Consider the following 21227-nt stretch of genomic DNA (forward strand, 5'->3'; position numbering starts at 1 on the left):
GAACAGTGGAACCTCAAATCATGAATGGCAATGGAGCCTGTTGCGGATGGCCTGTCCGGTCGGGCGCCCGGGTCGTAACGCTGCGGCAACCTCACGCGGTGCAGGTTCCTTGCCGAACCGCCGCCCGGGGCCTAGTTTCCGGGGGACGAGGACGGATCGAGCAGGGAAGGCAGCCGTAGTATGGCCAAGTTTCGCGAGGACCTGTCTCAGCCTGATCCCGGCGTGGGCGACTTCATTCCAGGTACGGGGCGGGGCCTGTTCTCGCCCGATCTGGACGGCCAGCTGACCCTGACAGCATCGACGGAGCATGACGCGGCGCTCAGCCGGGCCATACTGCAGGACGACTCACTGCCGGCGGTCGCTTGTGGCTGCCCGATGTGCTCGGGCGGGTTCATTGCGGTCAAGGCGCCGGAAACGCCGGCCCAGCCGGACTTCTTCCTGAACGCCGACCAGCGCGGCGGCACCGAGGCCGGCACCGGCAAGGTGTCCAAGACCGTCGCCGAGGCGGCCCTTCAGCTGAACCGCACCTACGCGTCGTGGAACGACTTCTACATTCGGCCGGGCGTGGCCGACGTGGACAACCGCTGGGACGATCCCTACTGGGGCGGCGCTCCGTCGGTGGTGACCTATGCCTTCCGGTCTGTCGGGCTCGGCGCCGGCGGCACGGACGGGGCCGACGGCACGACGGGCTTCAGCCGCTTCAGCGAGCTCCAGATCAACGCGACCATCCTGGCGCTGGCGGCCTGGTCGGACGTGGCGAACATCGTCTTTGTCCGGGTGGGAACCGGGACGAGCGGCGAGGACGCCTATTCCAACAGCGCCACCATGCTGTACGCCAACTATTCCGCCGGCGCGGCCGGCGCGGCGGCGTTCGCCTACTATCCGAGCCAGAGCGCCTCGGGCGGGGACGTCTGGATCAACGAAGACTACGCCAACCCGACGGCCGGCAATTACGCCATGCTGGCGCTGATCCATGAGACCGGCCACGCCATCGGCTTCTCGCACCCGGGCGACTACAACGCCGGCGAGGGCGTCTCGATCACGTACGCCGCCAACGCGGAGTATTTCGAGGACAGCCACCAGTACACGGTGATGAGCTACTTCACCGAGAACTACACGGGCGGGAATTTCGGCCCGGCCTATCCGGCGACGATCATGCTGGACGACATCGCCGCCGCCCAGCGGACCTATGGGGTCAATACCGCGACGCGCACCGGCGATACGACCTACGGCTTCAACTCCAATGCCGACCGGCCGTGGTTCATCGCGTCGTCGGCCTCGACCATTCTGGTGTTCGCCGTCTGGGACGCGGGCGGGACCGACACGTTCGACTTCTCCGGCTACAGCAACAACCAGATCATCAACCTGAACCAGGGCGCGTTCTCGAGCGTCGGCACCTACGGTTCGGGCAGCAATCTGGTCGGCAACGTCGCCGTCGCCATCGGCGCGGTGATCGAGAACGCCATCGGTGGAGCGGGCGCCGACACCATCACCGGCAACGGCGTCGCCAATGTGCTGACCGGCAACGGCGGCGCTGACACCCTGAGCGCGGGCGGCGGCGCTGACCGGCTGATCGGCGGTCTGGGCGATGACAATCTCACGGGCGGCGCGGCCGCCGACGTGTTCGTCGCGTCGCTGAACGGCGGCGCCGACACGGTGACCGACTTCGTCGTCGGGACTGACCAGATCGATATCAGCGCGTTCGGCGCTTACCAGAGCATCGTCCAGTCCGGCGGGGACACGATCGTCACCCTCGCCAGCGGCGTGACATTCCGCCTGGTGAACACGACGGCCTCCGCCGTGACCGACGCCAGCTTCATCGGGCTCTCGCCACCGCCGAGCCCGCCGCCTTCGCCGCCACCGAGCCCGCCGCCGTCGCCGCCACCGTCGCCGCCGCCAAGTCCGCCGCCTTCACCTCCGCCCAGCCCGCCGCCGCCGCCGCCGCCGGTGAGCTATAACGAGATCGTCGGCACGGCGGCCGCTGACCGGCCGCTGACCGGCACCGCCGGGGCCGACCGGATCCAGGGCCTGGGCGGCAATGACTCCATTTCGGGCCTCGACGGCGACGACATTCTCGTCGGCGGCACGGGGTCCAACACCCTGACGGGCGGGGCGGGCGCCGACAGGTACGTGGCCACCGCCGAAACCGGCTCCGACACCGTGATCGGTTTCGTGGTGGGTCAGGACCTGATCGACGTCACCGCGTTCGGGGCGACCGGCAGCATCGTCCAGAGCAGCGCCAACACCCTGATCACCTTCGCCAACGGGCGAACGATGGTGCTGAAGAACGTCGTCGCGACCGCGGTTACGGAAAGCAGCTTCATCGGCCTTTCGCCGCCACCTTCACCTCCGCCGTCTCCGCCGCCTTCACCGCCGCCGAGCCCGCCGCCGTCGCCGCCGCCCAGTCCGCCGCCGTCGCCGCCGCCGAGCCCTCCGCCGGGCTACAACGAGATTGTCGGCACGGCCGGCTCGGACCGCCCGATTACCGGAACGGCCGGGGCGGACCGCATCCAGGGTCTGGCCGGCAACGATATTCTCACCGGTCTCGGCGGCGATGATCGCCTTGAGGGCGGCGCGAACAACGACTCGCTCGATGGCGGCGAGGGCGCCGACATTCTCGTCGGCGGGACTGGCTCCAACACCCTGACCGGAGGCGCGGGCGGCGACACCTTCGTGGCTACGCTCGAGGCGGGCTCCGATACGGTGATCGGCTTCGTTGTGGGGCAGGACCTGATCGACGTCACCGCGTTCGGGGCGACAGGGACCATCGTCCAGAGCGGGGTGAACACCCTGATCACCTTCGCCAACGGGCGAACGATGGTGCTGAAGAACGTCGTCGCGACCACGGTCACGAACGGCAGCTTCGTCGGACTTTCGGGGCCGTCGCCGGACGAGCCGGAGCACTTCGTGTTTACGGCCGACAAGCCGGCCGTCGCTACACCCCTGGCCGATGATCACCGTCAGAGCGCCGGTCTTGAGGGACACGAGGATGGACTGTTTGCAGCCAACCTCGGGCGGCCTGACTTCGAGCAGGGGGCGGCCGGTCATTTCTGGGGACCGCGCGGCCTGCCCGATCACGACTGGATCGTCTAGCGGGGCATGTTGCTCACGACGTCGTCGATTGACGCGCCTGGCGACGGGCGCAATGTCGCGGCATGACCGATGCTTCGCCTCCGCCCGTCGTCCTGATCTCGCATGAGATGCTGCTGCCACTGCAGGCGGCGCTCGAACCGGCCTATCGGGTCATCCGGCTGTGGGAGTTTCCCGACCGCCTGGCCTTTCTCGAAGGCCCGGGCCGCGAGGTGCAGGCCATCGTCCATGCCGGCGAGATCAAACTGTCCGTGGACATGATGTCGGAGATGCCCCGACTGGGCCTCATCGCCTGCGTCAGCGTCGGCTATGACGGCGTCGACGTGCCCTGGTGCCGGTCGCAGGGTGTCGCCGTCACCCATTCCCGGGGCCTGAACGCCGAGGACGTCGCCGATCACGCTGTCGGCGCCTTCCTGGCCGCCTGGCGCGGGATCGTCACCGGCGACGGCATCGTGCGCGGCGGTCGCTGGACCCATGCGGACCGCATGCGGCCCCGGCCCGGGCTGGCCGGTCGCAGGGCGGGCATCGTCGGGTTGGGCCACATCGGCCAGGCCGTCGCACGGCGGGTTGAGCCGTTCGGCATGACGGTGTCCTGGTGGGGGCCCAATCCGAAGGAAAGCCGCTGGCCGATGGCCGAGGGGCTGTTGGCGCTGGCGCGCGACAGCGACGCGCTGTTCGTCTGCTGTCGCGGCGACGCGGTGAACCATCACCTGATCTCGCAGCCGGTCATCGAGGCGCTCGGCGCGCGCGGCTGCCTGGTCAATGTGGCGCGGGGCTCGGTGGTCGACGAGGACGCGCTGATCGCGGCGCTGAAGGACGGGCGGTTGGGCATGGCGGCGCTGGACGTGTTCGAGACCGAACCGACGCCGGCTGATCGCTGGGCAGATGTGCCCAATACGGTGCTGACGCCGCACACGGCCGGCGGGACGCTGGAGAGCATCCCGAAGATGGTCGGCCAGACGCTGGAGAACCTGCGGCGCTTCTTCCATGAAGAGCCGCTGCTGTCCCCGGTTCAGGCCTGAGCAATCAGCATCCCGACGCCGGCGGCCAGCAGGGCTCCGAACAGAACAAAGGCGACCAGCCGCCTGCGCGGGGACTTCAGGAATACGCCAAGCATGTCGTGGTCCTCCCGTGCGGCGGCCCGTCGCCGTCGCTCGCGAAATCAATATCAAAGTGATATCACTTTGACGAGCGAATTCGTGCTGGCTAGAGGTAGTCTGACATCCGGCCGTCGCCGCCGGGTGCGGGACCTGGATGCGGTCGGATCTACAGGCCGCGACCCTGCCACGCCGTGCCGACCGCCCGCCGGCGCTTGACTTGATCATATAAAGATATCTTTATATCCCCATGACAGTGTCATCGGGACAGGCGGTCGAGATTCTGCGCGCGGCGGGCGAACCGACGCGGCTGCGGATCCTCGCGCTGCTGTCCCGCGAGGAGCTGTCGGTGCTGGAACTGTGCACCGTGCTCGGCCAGAGCCAGCCCCGCGTGTCACGCCATCTCAAGCTGCTCGCCGAGGCCGGACTGGTCGAGCGGTTCCCCGACGGCGCCTGGGTCTTCTACCGTCTCGCGACCGAAGGCAGTGGTCGGGCGCTGGCGGACAGCACCCTGGCGCAGATTGACCTGGACGATGCCGCCCTGGCGCTCGACGCCGAGCGCCTCTCGCGGGTCGCGACCGAGCGCGGCTCGGAAGCGGCGAGCTACTTCGCCCGCAACGCCGCCCGCTGGGACGAAATCCGCTCCCTGCATGTCGCTGAAGCCGACGTCGAAGCGGAGATCCACGGCCTGGTCGGGGATGATCCGATGGGCCTGTTGGTCGATCTCGGCGCCGGCACGGGCCGGATGCTGACCCTGCTCGGCGCCCGCGCCCGGCGGTCGGTCGGCCTGGACCTGTCGCAGCAGATGCTCAACATCGCCCGGCTGAACGTCAGCGAGGCGGGCCTGGCGACCTGCGAACTGCGCCACGGCGACATCTTCGCCACCGGCCTGCCCACGGGCTGCGCCGACCTGGTGACCGTTCACCAGGTGCTGCACTATCTGGGCGACCCCGCCGCCGCTGTGGCCGAGGCCGCCAGACTGGTGGCGCCGGGCGGGCGGCTGCTGATCGTCGACTTCGCGCCGCACGCGCTGGAAAACCTGCGGGAGCAGCACCAGCATCGCCGTCTCGGTTTCTCGGACGAAGAGATCGGGCGCTGGTTCGACGGCGCCGGCCTGGCGCTGGAAACCGCGACCGCCCTGCCGCCGGCAGCGGCGGGCCTGACTGTGAAAATCTGGACCGCCCGTCGGCCCGCCCAGGCCGAAAGGAGCGCCGCATGACTTCTCCCTCCGCCCATCCCTCCGCTCTGGGTCCTGTCGCCCGCGCGGGCGGCCGCGATACCGGCGTGCGGGTGTCCTTCGAGTTCTCGCCGCCCAAGACGCCGCAGGCCGAGGAGTCGCTCTGGACCGCTATCCGCCGGCTCGAGCCGCTGAACCCTTCGTTCGTGTCGGTGACCTATGGCGCCGGCGGCTCGACGCGCGAGCGGACGCACCGCACCGTCAAGCGGATGCTCGACGAGACCACGCTGAAGCCCGCCGCCCATCTGACCTGTGTCGGCGCCTCCCGCGAGGAGGTCGACGAGGTTGTGCGCGACTACTGGGAAAGCGGCATCCGGCATATCGTAGCCCTGCGCGGCGATCCGCCCGGCTCGATCGGCGGCGCCTATGTTCCGCATGCGGACGGCTACGCCAACGCCACGGAGCTGACCCGCGGCATCATGGGCGTTGCGCCCTTCGAGGTGTCCGTCGGGCTCTACCCGCAGGTCCACCCGGAAAGCCCGGGCGTCGACCATGACATCGATGTCCTGAAGGCCAAGATCGACGCCGGCGCGACCCGCGCCATCACCCAGTTCTTCTTCGATACCGATGTGTTCCTGCGGTTCATGGACAAGGTCCGCAAGGCCGGGGTGACCATCCCGATCTCGCCCGGGATCATGCCGGTGTCCAACTTCAAGGGCCTGCAGCGCATGGCCGACCCCTGCGGAATCCCGCTGCCGGGCTGGCTGGGCGGTCTGTTCGACGGCCTGGACGAAGATCCTGAAACCCGCCGCCTCATCGCCGCGTCCGTGGCCGCCGAGACCTGCGCCAGGCTGGCCGAAGAAGGCTTCAGCGACTTCCACTTCTACACCCTGAACCGCGCCGATCTGGTCTACGCCATCTGCAGGGTGCTGGGCGTGCGCGACACCGCCCTCCCGTCCCGGGAAGCCGCGGCATGAAGCGGGTCTGGATCGCGCTGGCGGGCGCCGTCGCCCTCGGGGGCGTCGCCATCGCCCAGGGCTGGCCGGCCGAGTGGCTGAAGCCGGCTCCGCCCGTGAAGATCGCCGACAACCTCTACTACGTGGGTAGTGAGGGCCTTTCGGCCTTTCTGATCACCACGCCCAAGGGACACATCCTGATCGATGGCCCGATGGAGCAGAACGTCGCCGGCGTGGAGGCCAACATCAAGGCGCTCGGCTTCAAGCTCTCGGACGTCGATATCCTGCTCAACACCCACGCCCACTTCGATCACGCTGCGGGCCTGGCCAGGCTGAAGGCGGACACGGGCGCGGCCCTGCTGGCCAGCGCCGGAGACCGGCCGCTGCTGGAGAAGGGCGTCTATCCCGGCTCCGAGGGCGTGGCCGCCCTGCGCTTCAAGCCGGTCAAGGTCGACGCGGTGATCAAGGACCGCGACACCGTCACGCTCGGCGGCGTAACGCTGACCGCCCACATCACGCCCGGCCATACCCCCGGATGCACGACCTGGACCTTCCCGGTGAAGATCGACGGCGTCGTCCGAAAGGCCATCCTGTGGTGCAGCACCACCGTCGCGGCCAACCGTCTCGCGCCGAAACCACAATACCCGACGATCGTGGCCGACTATCGCGCCAGCTTCGTGCGTCTGGGCGCCCTGAAGGCCGACGTTTTCCTCGCGCCCCATCCGGATCAGTTCGGATTCGCGGAAAAGCGGGCCGCTGTCGCACGCGGCAAGCCCAGCCCGTTCGTCGATCCCGCCGAGCTGCCCCGCCGTATCGCCGAGTCCCGCGCCGCCTTCGAGGCCGAACTGGCCCGCCAACAAGGAGTCCGGCCATGAGCCGCCTCGACCGTATCGCCGCCCTCAAGCAGGCGGCGCGCGAGCGCATCCTGATCCTCGACGGGTCCTGGGGCGTGATGATCCAGCGTCGCGGCCTCTCCGAGGAGGATTTCCGCGGCGACCGCTTCTCCGATCACAACGGCCAGCTGAAGGGCAACAACGACGTCCTGTGCCTGACCCGGCCCGACGTCATCGCCGATCTGCACGACGCCTACTTCGCGGCGGGAGCGGACATCAGCGAGACCAACACCTTCAGCGCCACGACCATCGCCCAGCGCGACTACAGCCTGGAAAGCGCCGCCTACGACATCAACCTCGAGGGCGCGAAGCTGGCGCGGGCGGCCGCGGACCGATGGACCGCGAAGACGCCGGACAAGCCGCGCTTCGCCGCCGGCTCGATCGGACCGCTGAACGTCATGCTGTCGATGTCCTCGGACGTGAACGACCCCGGAGCGCGCACCGTCACCTTCGACCAGGTCTACGAGGCTTATCGCGAGCAGGTGAGGGGGCTGTACGAGGGCGGCGTCGATCTGTTCCTGATCGAGACCATCACCGACACCCTGAACTGCAAGGCCGCCATCAAGGCGATCCTCGATCTGCGGGACGAGGAAGGCCACGAGGAGCTGCCGATCTGGATCAGCGGCACGATCACCGACCGCTCGGGCCGAACCCTGTCGGGGCAGACCGTCGAGGCCTTCTGGAACAGCGTGCGCCACGCGAAGCCGTTCGCGATCGGCCTGAACTGCGCGCTGGGCGCCGACCTGATGCGGCCGCACATCGCCGAGCTGTCGCGGATCGCCGACACCCTGGTCGCGGCCTACCCCAACGCCGGCCTGCCCAACGCGATGGGGCAGTATGACGAGGAGCCGCACGAGACCGCCTGTTCCCTCCATGAGTGGGCGGAGAGCGGCATCGTCAACATTCTGGGCGGCTGCTGCGGTACGACGCCCGACCACATCGCGCACGTTGCGGAGTCGGTCGCCGGCATGGCGCCGCGCGCGCTGCCGGAACGGGCGACCGCCATGCGACTGGCCGGGCTGGAAGCCTTCGAGCTGGCCTGATGGCGATCCTCGGCTTTCTCAGGAACCTGCTGCGGCGCAAGGCGCCGCCGTTCGTCTATGCGGACTGGATCGCCGAGGCCGAGGCCGCGCTCGCGATCAAGCAGGACGCGTTGACGGAGGGCTATGGCCTGGGAACCTGGCCGGTCTGGAACGCCGAGCTCGGTCAGGGCTCGCTGACCTTTTCCGACGAGCAGGGCATCCAGGTGTTCGCCGAGGTGCAGATCGCCGGGACGCTGGGCCCTCGCAACTGGGTCTGGGCCTGGGGTAATCCGCATCTGCCGCAGCCGTTCACAACCGACAGCGCGGCGGCGAAGGCGCTCGGCGACAAACACGATGTGGCCGAACTCCGCGAGCGGATCGTCGCGGACTCCGACCTCGAGGCGCTGGCCTGGCGCCTGACGGCCGCGGCCGTGAAGCTGGTGGCGGGCCTTGGCGCCTATCGCGCGCCGGCCGGCGAGGCGTCGGTCTATCTGATCATCAAGTCGATCGCGCGCAGCAGGTCGTACGCATGACCGCCCCCCGGACCGTACTGGCCCTCGGCCCCATCGAGACCGAGATGCTGCGCGACATCCGCAGCCGGCTGAACCGTCGTGCGGTCAGCGACGCGGCGCTGTTCGCGCTGGGCACGGCCTTCATCAGCGCCTGCGCCCGGGCAGACGTCCCGGCGACCACCGCCGTGCCGGCCAAGGTGCTGTCGGGCGTACTGGTGGTGAAGATCGCCGCCACCGCCGATATCGCCACCCTGTCGCGGCTGGTCGCCACCCTGGCGGAGCACCGCACGCTGGATCCCAAATGCTGGCCCGGCCTCGTCGCCGCCGGCGCGCCCCAAGCCATTCTCAGCCGCCGTCTGGCCCTCGCGGGCCGCGAACCGGCCATTGAAAGTCCCACGTCCCAATGAGACCAGTCTTCGTCAACATCGGTGAGCGCACCAACGTCACCGGCTCCGCGAAATTCCGCAAGCTGGTGGCGGAGGGCGACTATCCGGCCGCCCTGTCTGTCGCGCGCCAGCAGGTCGAGGCCGGGGCCCAGGTCATCGACGTCAACATGGACGAGGGGCTGCTGGATTCGAAGGCGGCCATGGTCACCTTCCTCAACCTGATCGCCGCCGAGCCGGACATCGCCCGCGTGCCGGTGATGATCGACAGCTCCAAGTGGGAGATCATCGAGGCTGGCCTGAAGTGCGTTCAGGGCAAGGCCATCGTAAACTCGATCTCGATGAAGGCCGGCGAGGCGGAGTTCATCGCCCAGGCCAAGCTGTGCCTGCGCTATGGGGCCGCCGTGGTGGTCATGGCCTTCGACGAGGAGGGGCAGGCCGACACCGCCGCCCGGAAGATCGCCATCTGCGAGCGCGCCTACCGCATCCTCGTGGACCAGGTCGGCTTCCCGCCCGAGGACATCATCTTCGACCCGAACATCTTCGCTGTCGCGACCGGGATCGAGGAGCATGACAACTACGCCGTCGACTTCATCGAGGCGACGAGGGTTATCAAGCAAACCCTTCCATTCGCTCGTGTTTCCGGTGGTGTGTCGAACGTCTCGTTCAGCTTTCGCGGCAACGAGCCGGTGCGGCGGGCGATCCACAGCGTGTTCCTGTACCACGCGATCAACGCCGGCATGGACATGGGCATCGTCAACGCCGGCGATCTGCCGGTCTATGACGACATCGAGCCGGAACTGCGCGAGGCCGTCGAGGACGTGATCCTCAACCGCACGCCGAAGTCTGGCGGCAGCCAGACCGAGCGGCTGGTGGATCTTGCGCCGAAGTACAAGGGCGACGGATCAAAGGTCCAGGTCGCCGACCAGGCCTGGCGCAGCCTGCCCGTCGCCGAGCGGCTGGCCCATGCGCTGGTCAACGGGATCACCGAGTTCATCGATGCGGACACGGAGGAGGCGCGGCTGACGGTCGCGCGGCCGCTGCACGTGATCGAAGGCCCGCTGATGGACGGGATGAACATCGTCGGCGACCTGTTCGGGGCCGGGAAGATGTTCCTGCCCCAGGTGGTCAAGTCGGCGCGGGTCATGAAGCAGGCTGTGGCCTGGCTGATGCCGTTCATGGAAGCCGAGAAGGAAGGCCAGCCGCGCGAGCAGGCCGGCCGCATCCTGATGGCGACCGTGAAGGGCGACGTCCACGACATCGGCAAGAACATCGTCGGCGTGGTCCTGCAGTGCAACAACTACGAGGTCATCGACCTCGGCGTCATGGTCCCGGCCGACCGGATCCTGGACGAGGCCAAGGCGCACAACGTCGACATCATCGGCCTGTCGGGGCTGATCACCCCGTCGCTGGACGAGATGGTGTTCGTCGCGGCCGAGATGGAGCGGCGCGGGTTCGACATCCCGCTGCTGATCGGCGGGGCGACGACCAGCAAGACCCACACGGCCGTAAAGATCGCGCCGGCCTATCGCGCGGCCTCGACCACCTATGTGCTCGACGCCAGCCGGGCGGTGGGCGTGGTCTCGCAGCTGCTGTCGAAGACCGACAAGGCGGCGTTCGAGGCCCAGACCCGCGAGGACTATGTGCGGGTGCGCGAGCAGTTCGCGCGCGGACAGGACCAGAAGACCCGCACGCCGATCGCGAAGGCGCGCGCCAACCGGTTCGCGATCGACTGGACCGCCGCGCCGCCGCCGAAGCCGACGTTCACCGGAACGCGAAGCTTTGCGTCTTATGATCTGAAAGAACTCGCGAAATACATCGACTGGACCCCGTTCTTCGCCAGCTGGGAACTGGTCGGGCGCTTCCCGGCCATCCTCGATGACGACGTGGTTGGGGAGGCGGCGCGCGACCTGTGGAAGGACGCCCAGGCCATGCTGGCGAAGATCGTCGAGGAGAACTGGTTCGAGGCGCGCGGCGTGGTCGGCTTCTGGCCGGCGCAGTCCGACGGCGACGATGTGGTGGTCTACGCCGACGACAGCCGGACCACGGAACTGGCTCGCCTCCACACCCTGCGCCAGCAGATGGCCAAGACAGGCGACAAGGCCAATGCCGCCCTGTCTGACTTCATCGCGCCGATCGGCGGGCCGGCTGACTGGATCGGCGGCTTCGCGGTGACGGCCGGTCACGGCGAGCCGGAGATCGCCAAACGGTTCAAGGACGCCGGCGACGACTATTCGGCCATTCTCGCGGCCGCGCTGGCCGACCGTCTGGCGGAGGCCTTCGCCGAGGCCATGCACCATCGGGTGCGGACCGAACTGTGGGGCTACGCGCCGGACGAGGCGTTTGATCTGGGCACACTCATTGGCGAAAAGTACCGCGGCATCCGCCCGGCGCCCGGCTATCCCGCGCAGCCGGATCACACCGAAAAGGCTACGCTGTTCAAACTCCTGGACGCTGAGGCTCAGACGGGAATGAAGCTGACCGAGAGCTTCGCCATGAGCCCGGCGGCGGCGGTCAGCGGCCTCTACTTCAGCCATCCCCAGGCGCACTATTTCGGTGTCGGCCGCATCGACCGTGACCAGATCGCCGACTATGCCGCCCGCAAGGGCTGGGATGTGGCGACCGCCGAACGGTGGCTGTCGCCGATCCTGGCCTACGATCCGTCCACGACGGACCGGGACGCGGCGGCCTAGCGCCTACTGCGGACCGCGCAGGCCCTGCAGGGTTTCCTTCAGGCCGCGCTTGCGCTTGCGCGCAGGCGGGGTCGTGGCTGCGGGCGCGGGCTTCACGACGGGCGCTGCGGGCGTTGCGACGGGCGGCGGCGCCTCAGGCTCGGAAGCGACCGGCGCTGCGGCGGCGTCTTCCCTGGGCAGCAGGTCGTCAATCGCCGTCTGAGCGACCGGCTCCGGGGCGCCGGCTGACAGGGCCGCGGCGTCAGGCATAACCGCCGCCGCCGCGGGCGGTGTCGCGGCGCCGCTGACGTCGACCTCGGGGTCCTCGCTGGGCGCGGGCTGGGCATAGACCATCGGCCCGTCAGCGGCCGGCTGTTCAATCACCACGTCATCGGCGACGGGCGCAGGGGCCGCGACCGGCGCCTCGACCGTCGGGGCGGGCGCTTGCTGCGTGGTCTCGATCATACCGCCCGAGGCCGGCTCGGTGGGCGCGAGGGCAGAAGACGTCATGGCGGCGTCCGCCGGCAAGACCAGAGGAGTCGCTTCTGCCGCTTCGGCGACAGGCGGCGGCGGGGCCACGATCGGAGCAGCGGTGGCCAGGGCCTGGCCGAACAGCCGTGAGCGGGTTTCCAGCGTCTTGGCCGTCTCGGCGCACTTGGCCGGCGGCGACCAGGACATCCAGAACTGCGCGAGCTGGGCCTTGGGCACGTTGGTCGCGCCCGTCCAGACGGCGCGCCCGCGCTTGATGGCGGCGGCGCCCTGGGGCTGGATCAGGGTCGGGCTGGCCTTCTCGGCCGCCTCCATGGCGCGGGCGAAGAGCACGAGGTTGCGTTTGGCCTCTTCGCGCTGCTCCGGATAGATCACCGCGATGTTCTCTTCGGTGCTCGGCGTCGGCCAGGCCCGCTCGATGCGGATCACCTCGGGCATCGCCCGGTCGTAGAGATCGACGTAGGCCGAGATCGCGCCATAGCACCAGCCGACATAGCCGTAGTCGTCCGTCGGCGCCGTCACGGCCCCGCCCTGGATCGGCAGCGGCGCGATGTCCTGCTTGCGCGGAACGGCCGTGGCGACGGGCGCATCCGACGCGGCGGCGGCGGATCCGTCCTGGAACAGCAGGGCGAGGACGAGAAGATACGGGGCCATTCAAGGTCCTAAAACTGTTGCGTCAGGCGTGGTCGCCGGTCTTGCGACCGAAACCGCCGCCCCCCGGGGTTTCAATCTCGACGACGTCGCCCGGCCGCACGGAAATCGAGAAGCAGCCTGAAAGTTCCCTTACAGCGCCGTCGGCTGTTCTCAAACGCTGGCGGCCGGGCAGGGCGGCGCCACCGCCACAGATTCCCTCCGGACTGTGGCTTCGGCGTGACGAGAGCAGGGCCGATTCCATCGGGGCCAGGAAGCGGACCTGGCGAATGGTCCCGTCGCCGCCGCGCCGCGCCCCATCGCCACCGGAGCCCGGTCGCACGGAGAAGGTCTCGACCCGCACCGGGAAGCGCCGCTCGAGAATCTCGGGGTCGGTCAGCCGGCTGTTGGTCATGTGGGTGTGGATCGCGCTGGTTCCGGCGCGGTGGGCCGTCGCGCCGGCGCCGCCGCAAATCGTCTCGTAGTACTGCCGCTCGTCATCGCCGAAGGTGAAGTTGTTCATCGTGCCCTGGCTGTTGGCCATGACGCCGAGGGCCGCATAAAGGGCGTCGACCACGTGCTGGCTGGTCTCGACGTTGCCCGCGACAACCGCCGCCGGCGGCTCGGGATCGAGCATCGAGCCGTGCCGGGTGATGATCTTCAGCGGCGTCAGGCAGCCGGCGTTCAGCGGGATGTCGTCGTCCACCAGGCTGCGGAACACATACAGCGCCGCCGCATCGACGATGGCAGAAGGGGCGTTGAAGTTGCTGCCCAGTTGGTCGGCTGAGCCGGTGAAGTCGAGCACCGCCTCGCCGGCCGCCGCATCGACGGTGATCTTCACGACGATCTCGCCGCCGCCGTCCATCGGCACGCGCGCCTCGCCGTCGGTGAGCTTGGTCAGGGCTCGGCGCACAGCCTGCTCGGCGTTCTTCTGCACGAAGGTCATGTAGCGGGCGACAGCGTCGGCGCCGTAGGCCTCGATCATGCCGGACACCGCCCCCGCGCCGGCCTGGCAGGCGGCGATTTGGGCCTTGAGGTCGGCGATGTTGCGGTCCGGCGCCCGGGACGGCCACCGGCCGGTCAGCAGCGCCGCGCGGGTCTCGGCCTCAAGGAACCGTCCCTCGCGCATGATCGGCACGGCGTCGAGGAGAACGCCTTCCTCCTCCAGCGTTGTCGAGAACGGCGGCATCGAGCCGGGCTGAACGCCGCCGATGTCGGCATGGTGGCCACGCGCGGCGACATAGAAGGCCGGCGCCGCGTCGCTGTCCGCCATGAACACCGGCATCACGACGGTGATGTCCGGCAGGTGTGTGCCGCCGAAGTAGGGGTTGTTGAGCGCGAAGGCCTCGCCGGGATGCAGCACCGGATGCCGTTCCTGGGTCGCCCGCACGCTGGCGCCCATGCTGCCGAGGTGCACCGGCATGTGCGGCGCGTTGGCCACCAGCCCCCCGTCGGCGTCGAACAGGGCGCAGGAGAAGTCGAGCCGCTCCTTGATGTTGACCGAATGGGCCGTCCGCTCCAGCGCCGCCCCCATCGCCTCGGCGACCCCCATGAAGCGGCGGTTGAACAGCTCCAGAGTCACCGGGTCCGGCGCATCCGCGGCGATGACGCCGGCTGACAGCGGGGCGACGCGGGTCAGGCGGATCAGGCCGTCCGCTTCGCTGGTGGCGCGCCAGCCTTCGGCGACCGCGATCTGGGTGTCGGACCGGATGATCAGGGCGGGGCCGTCGAGGGTGGTGAGGTCGGCGGCCTGAACGATCGCAGATGCTCCCCCCTCGGGGGAGCTGTCGGCGAAGCCGACTGAGGGGGTCCGCTCAGATTTCGGGTGACCCCCTCCGTCTCGGCTTCGCCGAGCCACCTCCCCCGATGGGGAGGAACTCGCCTCCGCTTCCACCTCCACACTGGCGATCAGGACCGTTCGCTCCGGCTCCACAAACCCGAACAGCCGCTGGTGCGCGTCCTCGAAGGCGGCCTTCACGGTCTCCGCATCGCCGAGCGCGATCGGCAAGGCCGCGTCCGCGCCGTCGTAGCGCAGGCGCAGGCGACGCTCGACGGCGCCGGTGTCCGCGCCCTGGGCTGTCAGGGCTTCGCGCACATCGGCTTCCAGGCGGTCGGCCAGCGCGCCGGCCGCCTTCAGACCGGCCTCGCCGAGCGGATGTTCCAGCCCGCCCTGGCGCATGGCGCCCACCCGCGCCTGGCCGATGCCCCAGGCGGACAGCAGCGAAGCGTGGCGCGGGCTGAGCACCTCGGTGACGCCCAGCGCGTCGGCGACCTGGCAGCAGACCTGACCCGCCGCCCCGCCGAAGGACACCAGGGCGTGGCCGCGCGGGTCAAAGCCGCGCTCGGTAGAGATGCGCCGCACCGCCTGGGCCATCTGTTCGACCGCGACGGCGACGAAGCCCTCGGCGGCGGCCTCGACGGTCAGGTCCATGGCGGCCGCCAGATCGGCCAGCCGGGCATGGGCCGCCAGCAGGTCCAGGGCTGCGTCGCCGTTCGGTCCGAACACCGCGGGGAAGAAGCGCGGATCGAGCCGGCCGAGGATCAGATTGGCGTCCGTCACCGTCGCCGGACCGCCCCGGCCATAGCAGGCGGGGCCGGGGTCCGCGCCGGCGCTGGCGGGGCCGGCCAGGGCGCGGAAGCCGTCGAAGGTCAGGATCGAGCCGCCGCCCGCCGCAACGGTCTCCACGTCCAGCATCGGGCTGCGCAGCTTCGCCCCGGCGACCTTCGCCGCGTCGCGCCGCTCCAGCACGCCGGCGAAGCGGCAGACATCCGTGGATGTGCCGCCCATGTCGAAACCGAGCACGGCCGCGGCTCCGGCGCTTTCAGCGGTGCGGGCGACGCCGACCACGCCGCCGGCGGGGCCCGACACGACCGCATCCTTGCCCCGGAACGCCTCCGCACGGACCAGCGCGCCTGCGGAGGTCATGAACCACAGCGGCGCGCCCGCGACGGCGCCGGCCACCTGCTCGACATAGGCCCGAAGCACAGGCGTCAGGTAGGCGTCGGCCACCGCCGTCTCGGCGCGGGGCACGAAGCGGGGCAGGGGGCTGACCTCGTGGCTGAGCGCGACATAGTCGAAGCCCGCCGCCCGGGCGATCGCGCCGGCGGCCAGTTCATGGACGGGGTTCAGGTCGCTGTGCAGGAAGGCGATGGCGACACTGGTGAAGCCCTCGGCCCGCGCCCGGCGAAGATCCGCGTCCAGGGCGGCCGCCTCAAGCGTCGTCACGACCGCGCCATCCGCCGCCAGCCGCTCGACCGCCTCGACGACGCCGCTGTAGAGCGGTTCGGGCCGGACCAGATCGAGGGCGAACAGTTCCGGCCGGGACTGGTCGCCGATCAGCACCGAGTCGCGAAAGCCGCGCGTCGTCACCAGCAGGGTCTTCGCGCCCCTGCGCTCCAGCAGGGCGTTGGTCGCCACCGTGGTGCCCATCTTGATCGCCGCGACGCTCGCGGCGGGAAACGGCGCGCCCGGTTCAACCGCGAGCAGGCGGCGCATGGCTTCAACGGCCGCATCCGGATAGGACGGCGAGGCTGAAAGAAGCTTCAGCGTGCGCTCGGCGCCGTTCGGCGCACGCCCGATCACGTCGGTGAAGGTGCCGCCGCGATCGATCCAGAAGGTCCATCCGGCCGCGTCATCAGCAACCGTTGTCATGCCAGCGCCACGATCATAAGCTGCAAGTCGATCCAATGAGTTTCTGGCGCACCATAGCAGGCCTCGCGGCGCGTCGCGTCGACGACGCCGAATGCCCCGACTGTCCTCCCGGCCCTCCGGGAGAGGACCCCGCCTTCACGACGGCCGTCACGGCGCTCGGGGCCAAGCTGGCCAAGGCCGACGGCCGCGCGGACCAGGGTGAATTCGACGCTTTCGCGACCGTCTTCCAGCCGGATGCGGGCTCCGAGCGCAATGTTCACCGCCTCTATGATCTCGCCCGCCAGACCACGCGGGGATTCGAAAGCTACGCCAAGCGACTCGCCAGGCGCTATCGAAGTTGCCCGCAGCTGCTTGAAGACGTTCTCGACGGCCTGTTCCATATCGCCGGGTCGGACGGCGCGGTGACGGCCGACGAGCTGGCCTATCTGGAGGCGGTGTCGGATCTGTTCGGCTTCTCGCCGCTGACGTTCCGCCGGCTCAAGGCGACCCACCTCGGCGCAGGACCTGACGATCCGTATGTGATCCTGGGGGTGCTGCCCGACGCCGCCGACGACGCGGTTCATGCGGCCTGGCGGGCGCAGGTGTCCGCCGCGCACCCCGACCGCGCGCGGGCCCGGGGCCTGCCCAGCGAGTTCATCGCCGTGGCCGAGACGAAGACCGCGACGATCAACGCCGCCTTCGATTCGGTGATGCGGGAGCGTCGCGAGATGGCCCTGGTCGGCGCCGACTGATCGGGCAGTCCCGGAATTCGTACGCTTTCCGCGCGTGTTCAGTTGACGTTCAGCGGTTAACAACAAAATAGTATGCCGTGGCCGCGCCTCTCGCGGCTCGTCGAGGACACGATGAACAGATTGGACTCTGCGGGGGGTTCTGGATCGGCTCTGAAGAGCTTGGCTTGGCTGGCGGGAGCTCTGGCGACCTGCGCGGCGCTGGCCGTTGGCGCCGTTCTGGCCGTGTTCGCCGCCGCCACCGTCGTGCTCATCGCCCTGATGTCGAGCGCGCTGCTGGCGCTGGCCGGTCTGGCCGTACGCGCGCGCCGCACGGTCCGCGCACGCCCGACCGGTGATCCCGACATCATCGAAGCCCGCAACGTCGGCGGCCACTCCTGGGTCGCCTACGGCTGGAACGAGCGGCGCTAGTCAGCGACCTTCGCCCTGCCGATCCGGTTCGACAGGCAGACGACGAACACCGTCACCATTGCAATCAACATCGGCGCCATCGACAGCGTGGCCGCCACGTCCATCGGCGCGAAAGCCCAGACGGCCGTGAACGCCAGCCCTGACAGGACGAAGGCCCAACCGGATAGTCTCTTGTAGGCTTGGGACCGGGCGCTCCGGACGGGCAGCGACTTGGGGACGGCGTTGCTCTGCCAGGCGACGACCAGCCCGATCGTCGCCATGAGGACACGCACGGTGGTGTCCTGGCTGATGACGCCGGTCCTTTGGAGCACGGTCGCCACGACGGCGACCGCCAGGGTGGCGCCGGCCTGCAACAGACCGGATTTGATGGCCTTGTTCATGTCGATGTAGCCTTCTTCCTGATGCCGGGGGCGGCGGAGTCTCCCGCCGTCGATCCAAGCCCGAACGTGTGTGCGAACCCCATCAGCGCTTCCTCGAGGACGGAGAGCTTGAGGTAGTAGGTGATCGACTTGCCCGACCGTTCGGTGTGGACAAGGTCGGCCTCCTTCAGCACCGCGAAGTGGGCCGACATGGTCGGTTTGGACACGTCGAAGTGCTGTGACAGGTCGCCGGCCGTCATCGGTCCGCCGCGCAGGAGCTGAAGCACCCGGCGGCGGGTCGGATCGGAAAGGGCCTTGAAGACACTGCTCATGGATCGATGATTAGCTAATCGTCGAAATGAGTCAAGCCGGCGCTCCGGTCTCCCAGCGTCATGCTTGCGCCGCCCCGCCGCGCGCTGCATTGTCGCGCCTTCAAACAAGCGTTCGGGAGCGGAACATGATCGGCGTAGTGGCGACTTTGACGGTGGCCGAGGGCAAGGGCCCCGACCTGGAGAAGGTGTTTGGCGACCTGGCCGCCAAGGTGAAGGCCAATGAGTCCGGCTGCCTGATGTATCAGCTGACCAAGAGCCGCACCGAGCCCAACACCTACAAGGTGCTGGAGATGTATGCCTCGCAGGACGCCCTGACGGCGCACGGCCAGACCGAGTATTTCAAGGCCGCCGGCCCGAGCATCGGCGCCTGCCTCGGCGGCCGTCCGACCATCGAATACCTCGACGCGGTCTGATCCCATGGACCTCGCGTTTTCGGCTGAAGACAAGGCTTTCCAGCGCGAGGTCCGCGACTGGATCGCCGAGAACTACGACGACGACCTGCGCCGGATGATGAGCCAGTCGAAGAACGGCTATCTCAACAAGACCGGCCAGGTGAAGTGGCAGAAGAAGCTGGCCTCGAAGGGCTGGGCGACGGTCAACTGGCCGGTGGAATACGGCGGGCCGGGCTTCACCCCCAGCCAGGCCTATATCTACAACATGGAGATGAGCCTGGCCGGCGTGCCGACGGCTTCGCCCATGGGCCTGAAGATGGTCGCGCCGGTGATCATGGCCTTCGGCACCGACGAGCAGAAGGCGCAGCATCTGCCGCCGATCATCAACTCCGACATCTGGTGGTGTCAGGGCTATTCCGAGCCCGGCTCCGGCTCCGACCTCGCCAGCCTGCAGATGAAGGCCGAGCGGGACGGGGACGACTACATCCTCAACGGCTCGAAGATCTGGACCACCCACGCCCAGTGGGCGGACTGGATGTTCTGTCTGGTGCGCACCGACAACAGCGGCAAGCCGCAGAACGGCATCTCCTTCCTGCTGCTGCGGATGGATACGCCGGGCATCCTGGTGAAGGCGCTGCCGACGCTCGACGGCCCGGCCGACAACGAACAGGAGATCAACCAGGTCTTCTTCGACAATGTCCGGGTCCCCGTCGCCAACCGCATCGGCGAAGAGGGCAAGGGCTGGACCTACGCCAAGTATCTGCTCGAGTTCGAGCGGGGCAACGCCTACGCGCCAGGGCTGATGAACCAGCTGCAGAAGGTGCGCAAGATCGCCTCGGCCGAGCTCGGCGACGGCGGTGAGCCGCTGATCCGGGACCGCGACTTCCAGCGCAAACTGGCGGAGATGGAGATCCGCATCGAGTCGCTCAACGCGACCGAGATGCAGATCTTCTCGGCGATGGGATCGGGCAAGCCCGTCGGGCCGGCCTCCTCGATGCTCAAGTGCGCGGGCTCCGAAGCCCAGCAGGCGATCACCGAACTGGCCCTGGAAGCGGTCGGCGGTTACGCCGCGCCGTTCGTCCAGGACACCTGGGCGATGACCAACGATCCCCGGCCCGGCCCGGACTACGCCGCCCCGGTCGCGCCCAGCTACTTCAACTATCGCAAGGCCTCGATCTACGCCGGCTCCAACGAGATCCAGCGCAACATCATGGCGAAGCTGGTTCTGGGGCTCTGATCCCGGCATCCGCGCAATGAAAAAGGGCGGAGCGCCCGGCGCTCCGCCCTTCGTCGTTTCAGCAGGCCGGTGCGGCTATCGGGCCGTCACGAAGGCGGACGAAATCCAGCCGCGGTTGCCGTGCTCGTCGTCCACTTCCATCCAGACGCCGTTGCGGCCGCCGGTCGGGTAGAGGATCGCGCCGGTCGGCACGGTCAGCACGACGCTCGCCGTGGGGCTGGCGCCCGAGCGCATCGGCATCGACTGCGTCGCGACGACGGCGGCCTGGCCGGCATTGCCGGAGGCTTCCGCGCCGGTCGGCATGGCGCCGGACTGGGCGTAGCGGATCAGCTCGATGAAGGCGTTGAAGTAGGCGGCCGTGATGACCTTGCCGATTTCGGTGTTGCTGTAGCCGCCGCCGGCCGCCGCGCCGAAGCCCGTGCTGCCGAGCGCGCCGCCCCCGACGCCGAAGCCGATGTCGGTCTTCTTGGCCGTGCCTTCAGCGACGTAGAGCTGCTCGGTCGTGCGGGCGTCGACCACGGTGATGATCACCTGGGCCTCGGACTTCTTGGTGCGGATCTGGCCGGCCAGGGCGCCGAAGCCGCCCGGGATGACGCTGCCGGCGATCGCGCCGATGGCGTTGCCGCCGGCGTTCGAGTTGGAGTTGGCGATGTCCGGCACGAGGAAAAAGTCAGCGGCGACAACCTGGCCGCGGCCGATGTTCGCGCCGCGCTGCAGGTCGCCGGAGCCGGCCAGATCCCGCTCCTGGCCGCGCATCGCCAGACCGGCGTTGCGGTCGACCACGCGGAAACAGCCCGAGCGTTGGGCGAACAGCTTGATCAGGACTTCCGGGCTGGAAAGGCCCAGTTCGGTCCACCAGCGGTTATCCGGTTCCTGAACGGCGATAACGCCGAGCGGCCGGTCGCAGCGGGGCATTTCCGGGGTCGCGGCGGTCGCCGGCTTCTTCTTGTCCATTCCGAACTGCGCGAACGCAGGGGTGGTCTGGGCCGAGACCAGGGCCGCCAGGGCCAGGCCCAGCACGCCGGTGGTGATCTTGCGCATGTAGTCCTCCAAGGTCGTCTCTTCTGGCCGAGCCGCGGAAATCCGGGTCTGCCAACTGCTTGATGAAGCCGGGGAACGGGTCGCCCCGATCATGCTCCGCACTGTCGTCGCCGCGGAATCATATCCTCAGCCTTGCCATCGAACCCTATGATCC

Annotated in this window: 18 protein-coding genes; 13 read left to right on the forward strand and 5 right to left on the reverse strand. The window is 69.0% G+C overall.

Annotation, left to right across the window (positions count from 1 at the left end; genetic code table 11):
• The first annotated feature begins 180 nt into the window (after positions 1-180).
• The 9 genes from AC3WJT_RS10570 to metH all read left to right on the forward strand — a co-directional run bounded on the left by AC3WJT_RS10570 (position 181) and on the right by metH (position 11823).
• The gene (locus AC3WJT_RS10570) at positions 181-3093 is read left to right on the forward strand and encodes a M10 family metallopeptidase C-terminal domain-containing protein (protein ID WP_492343076.1); all 2913 of its coding nucleotides are present in this window, start codon (positions 181-183) and stop codon (positions 3091-3093) included.
• Positions 3094-3155: 62 nt separating this feature from the next.
• Positions 3156-4112 carry a 2-hydroxyacid dehydrogenase gene (locus AC3WJT_RS10575; RefSeq protein ID WP_492343077.1) on the forward strand — a complete coding sequence of 319 codons (957 nt, stop codon included), beginning with the start codon at positions 3156-3158 and terminating at the stop codon, positions 4110-4112.
• Positions 4113-4437: 325 nt separating this feature from the next.
• A complete protein-coding gene (locus AC3WJT_RS10580; protein WP_492343078.1) occupies positions 4438-5406 on the forward strand; it encodes an ArsR/SmtB family transcription factor in 969 nt (322 codons plus the stop codon).
• On the forward strand, positions 5403-6341 hold the full coding sequence (metF, locus tag AC3WJT_RS10585) for a methylenetetrahydrofolate reductase [NAD(P)H] (RefSeq protein WP_492343079.1): 939 nt from the start codon (positions 5403-5405) through the stop codon (positions 6339-6341). Before AC3WJT_RS10580 ends, metF begins: the two co-directional genes overlap by 4 nt.
• Positions 6338-7195: a subclass B3 metallo-beta-lactamase gene (bla, locus tag AC3WJT_RS10590; RefSeq protein ID WP_492343080.1), complete on the forward strand. Its 858-nt coding sequence runs from the start codon at positions 6338-6340 to the stop codon at positions 7193-7195. The genes metF and bla overlap by 4 nt, the downstream gene beginning before the upstream one ends.
• Positions 7192-8256: a homocysteine S-methyltransferase family protein gene (locus AC3WJT_RS10595; protein WP_492343081.1), complete on the forward strand. Its 1065-nt coding sequence runs from the start codon at positions 7192-7194 to the stop codon at positions 8254-8256. Before bla ends, AC3WJT_RS10595 begins: the two co-directional genes overlap by 4 nt.
• The gene (locus AC3WJT_RS10600; protein ID WP_492343082.1) at positions 8256-8768 is read left to right on the forward strand and encodes a DUF6882 domain-containing protein; all 513 of its coding nucleotides are present in this window, start codon (positions 8256-8258) and stop codon (positions 8766-8768) included. The genes AC3WJT_RS10595 and AC3WJT_RS10600 overlap by 1 nt, the downstream gene beginning before the upstream one ends.
• Positions 8765-9154, forward strand: coding sequence for a hypothetical protein (locus AC3WJT_RS10605; protein WP_492343083.1), 390 nt, complete (start codon positions 8765-8767; stop codon positions 9152-9154). Before AC3WJT_RS10600 ends, AC3WJT_RS10605 begins: the two co-directional genes overlap by 4 nt.
• A complete protein-coding gene (gene metH / locus AC3WJT_RS10610; protein ID WP_492343084.1) occupies positions 9151-11823 on the forward strand; it encodes a methionine synthase in 2673 nt (890 codons plus the stop codon). Before AC3WJT_RS10605 ends, metH begins: the two co-directional genes overlap by 4 nt.
• 3 nt (positions 11824-11826) lie before the next feature.
• Here metH and AC3WJT_RS10615 read toward each other — a convergent pair whose 3' ends face one another.
• Positions 11827-12945 carry a hypothetical protein gene (locus AC3WJT_RS10615; protein ID WP_492343085.1) on the reverse strand — a complete coding sequence of 373 codons (1119 nt, stop codon included), beginning with the start codon at positions 12943-12945 and terminating at the stop codon, positions 11827-11829.
• A 22-nt stretch (positions 12946-12967) separates the two neighbouring features.
• Positions 12968-16573: a hydantoinase B/oxoprolinase family protein gene (locus AC3WJT_RS10620; RefSeq protein ID WP_492343086.1), complete on the reverse strand. Its 3606-nt coding sequence runs from the start codon at positions 16571-16573 to the stop codon at positions 12968-12970.
• 35 nt (positions 16574-16608) lie between these two features.
• On the opposite strand from AC3WJT_RS10620, the gene AC3WJT_RS10625 reads away from it, so the two are divergent.
• Together AC3WJT_RS10625 and AC3WJT_RS10630 are read left to right on the forward strand one after the other, a co-directional pair.
• Entirely contained in the window at positions 16609-17304 is a 696-nt protein-coding gene (locus tag AC3WJT_RS10625) for a TerB family tellurite resistance protein (protein WP_492343087.1), read from the forward strand.
• Between the two features lie 159 nt (positions 17305-17463).
• Entirely contained in the window at positions 17464-17712 is a 249-nt protein-coding gene (locus AC3WJT_RS10630; protein WP_492343088.1) for a hypothetical protein, read from the forward strand.
• On the opposite strand, the gene AC3WJT_RS10635 is transcribed toward AC3WJT_RS10630, so the two are convergent.
• Together AC3WJT_RS10635 and AC3WJT_RS10640 are read right to left on the reverse strand one after the other, a co-directional pair.
• The gene (locus AC3WJT_RS10635) at positions 17709-18092 is read right to left on the reverse strand and encodes a hypothetical protein (RefSeq protein WP_492343089.1); all 384 of its coding nucleotides are present in this window, start codon (positions 18090-18092) and stop codon (positions 17709-17711) included. The two genes, AC3WJT_RS10630 and AC3WJT_RS10635, sit on opposite strands and share 4 nt — an antisense overlap.
• Entirely contained in the window at positions 18089-18403 is a 315-nt protein-coding gene (locus tag AC3WJT_RS10640; RefSeq protein ID WP_492343090.1) for an autorepressor SdpR family transcription factor, read from the reverse strand. The genes AC3WJT_RS10635 and AC3WJT_RS10640 overlap by 4 nt, the downstream gene beginning before the upstream one ends.
• Positions 18404-18528: 125 nt before the next feature.
• Between AC3WJT_RS10640 and AC3WJT_RS10645 the strand changes: the two genes are divergently transcribed.
• Together AC3WJT_RS10645 and AC3WJT_RS10650 are read left to right on the forward strand one after the other, a co-directional pair.
• Complete coding sequence (locus AC3WJT_RS10645) at positions 18529-18816, forward strand: putative quinol monooxygenase (RefSeq protein ID WP_492343091.1); 288 nt, start codon at positions 18529-18531, stop codon at positions 18814-18816.
• Between the two features lie 4 nt (positions 18817-18820).
• Positions 18821-20032 carry an acyl-CoA dehydrogenase family protein gene (locus tag AC3WJT_RS10650; protein ID WP_492343092.1) on the forward strand — a complete coding sequence of 404 codons (1212 nt, stop codon included), beginning with the start codon at positions 18821-18823 and terminating at the stop codon, positions 20030-20032.
• Between the two features lie 75 nt (positions 20033-20107).
• On the opposite strand, the gene AC3WJT_RS10655 is transcribed toward AC3WJT_RS10650, so the two are convergent.
• Positions 20108-21073, reverse strand: a complete 966-nt coding sequence (locus tag AC3WJT_RS10655; protein ID WP_492343093.1) for a CsgG/HfaB family protein — start codon at positions 21071-21073, stop codon at positions 20108-20110.
• Positions 21074-21227: the final 154 nt, after the last annotated feature.

The organism is Caulobacter sp. FW305-C-30-S16, from assembly GCF_058783025.1.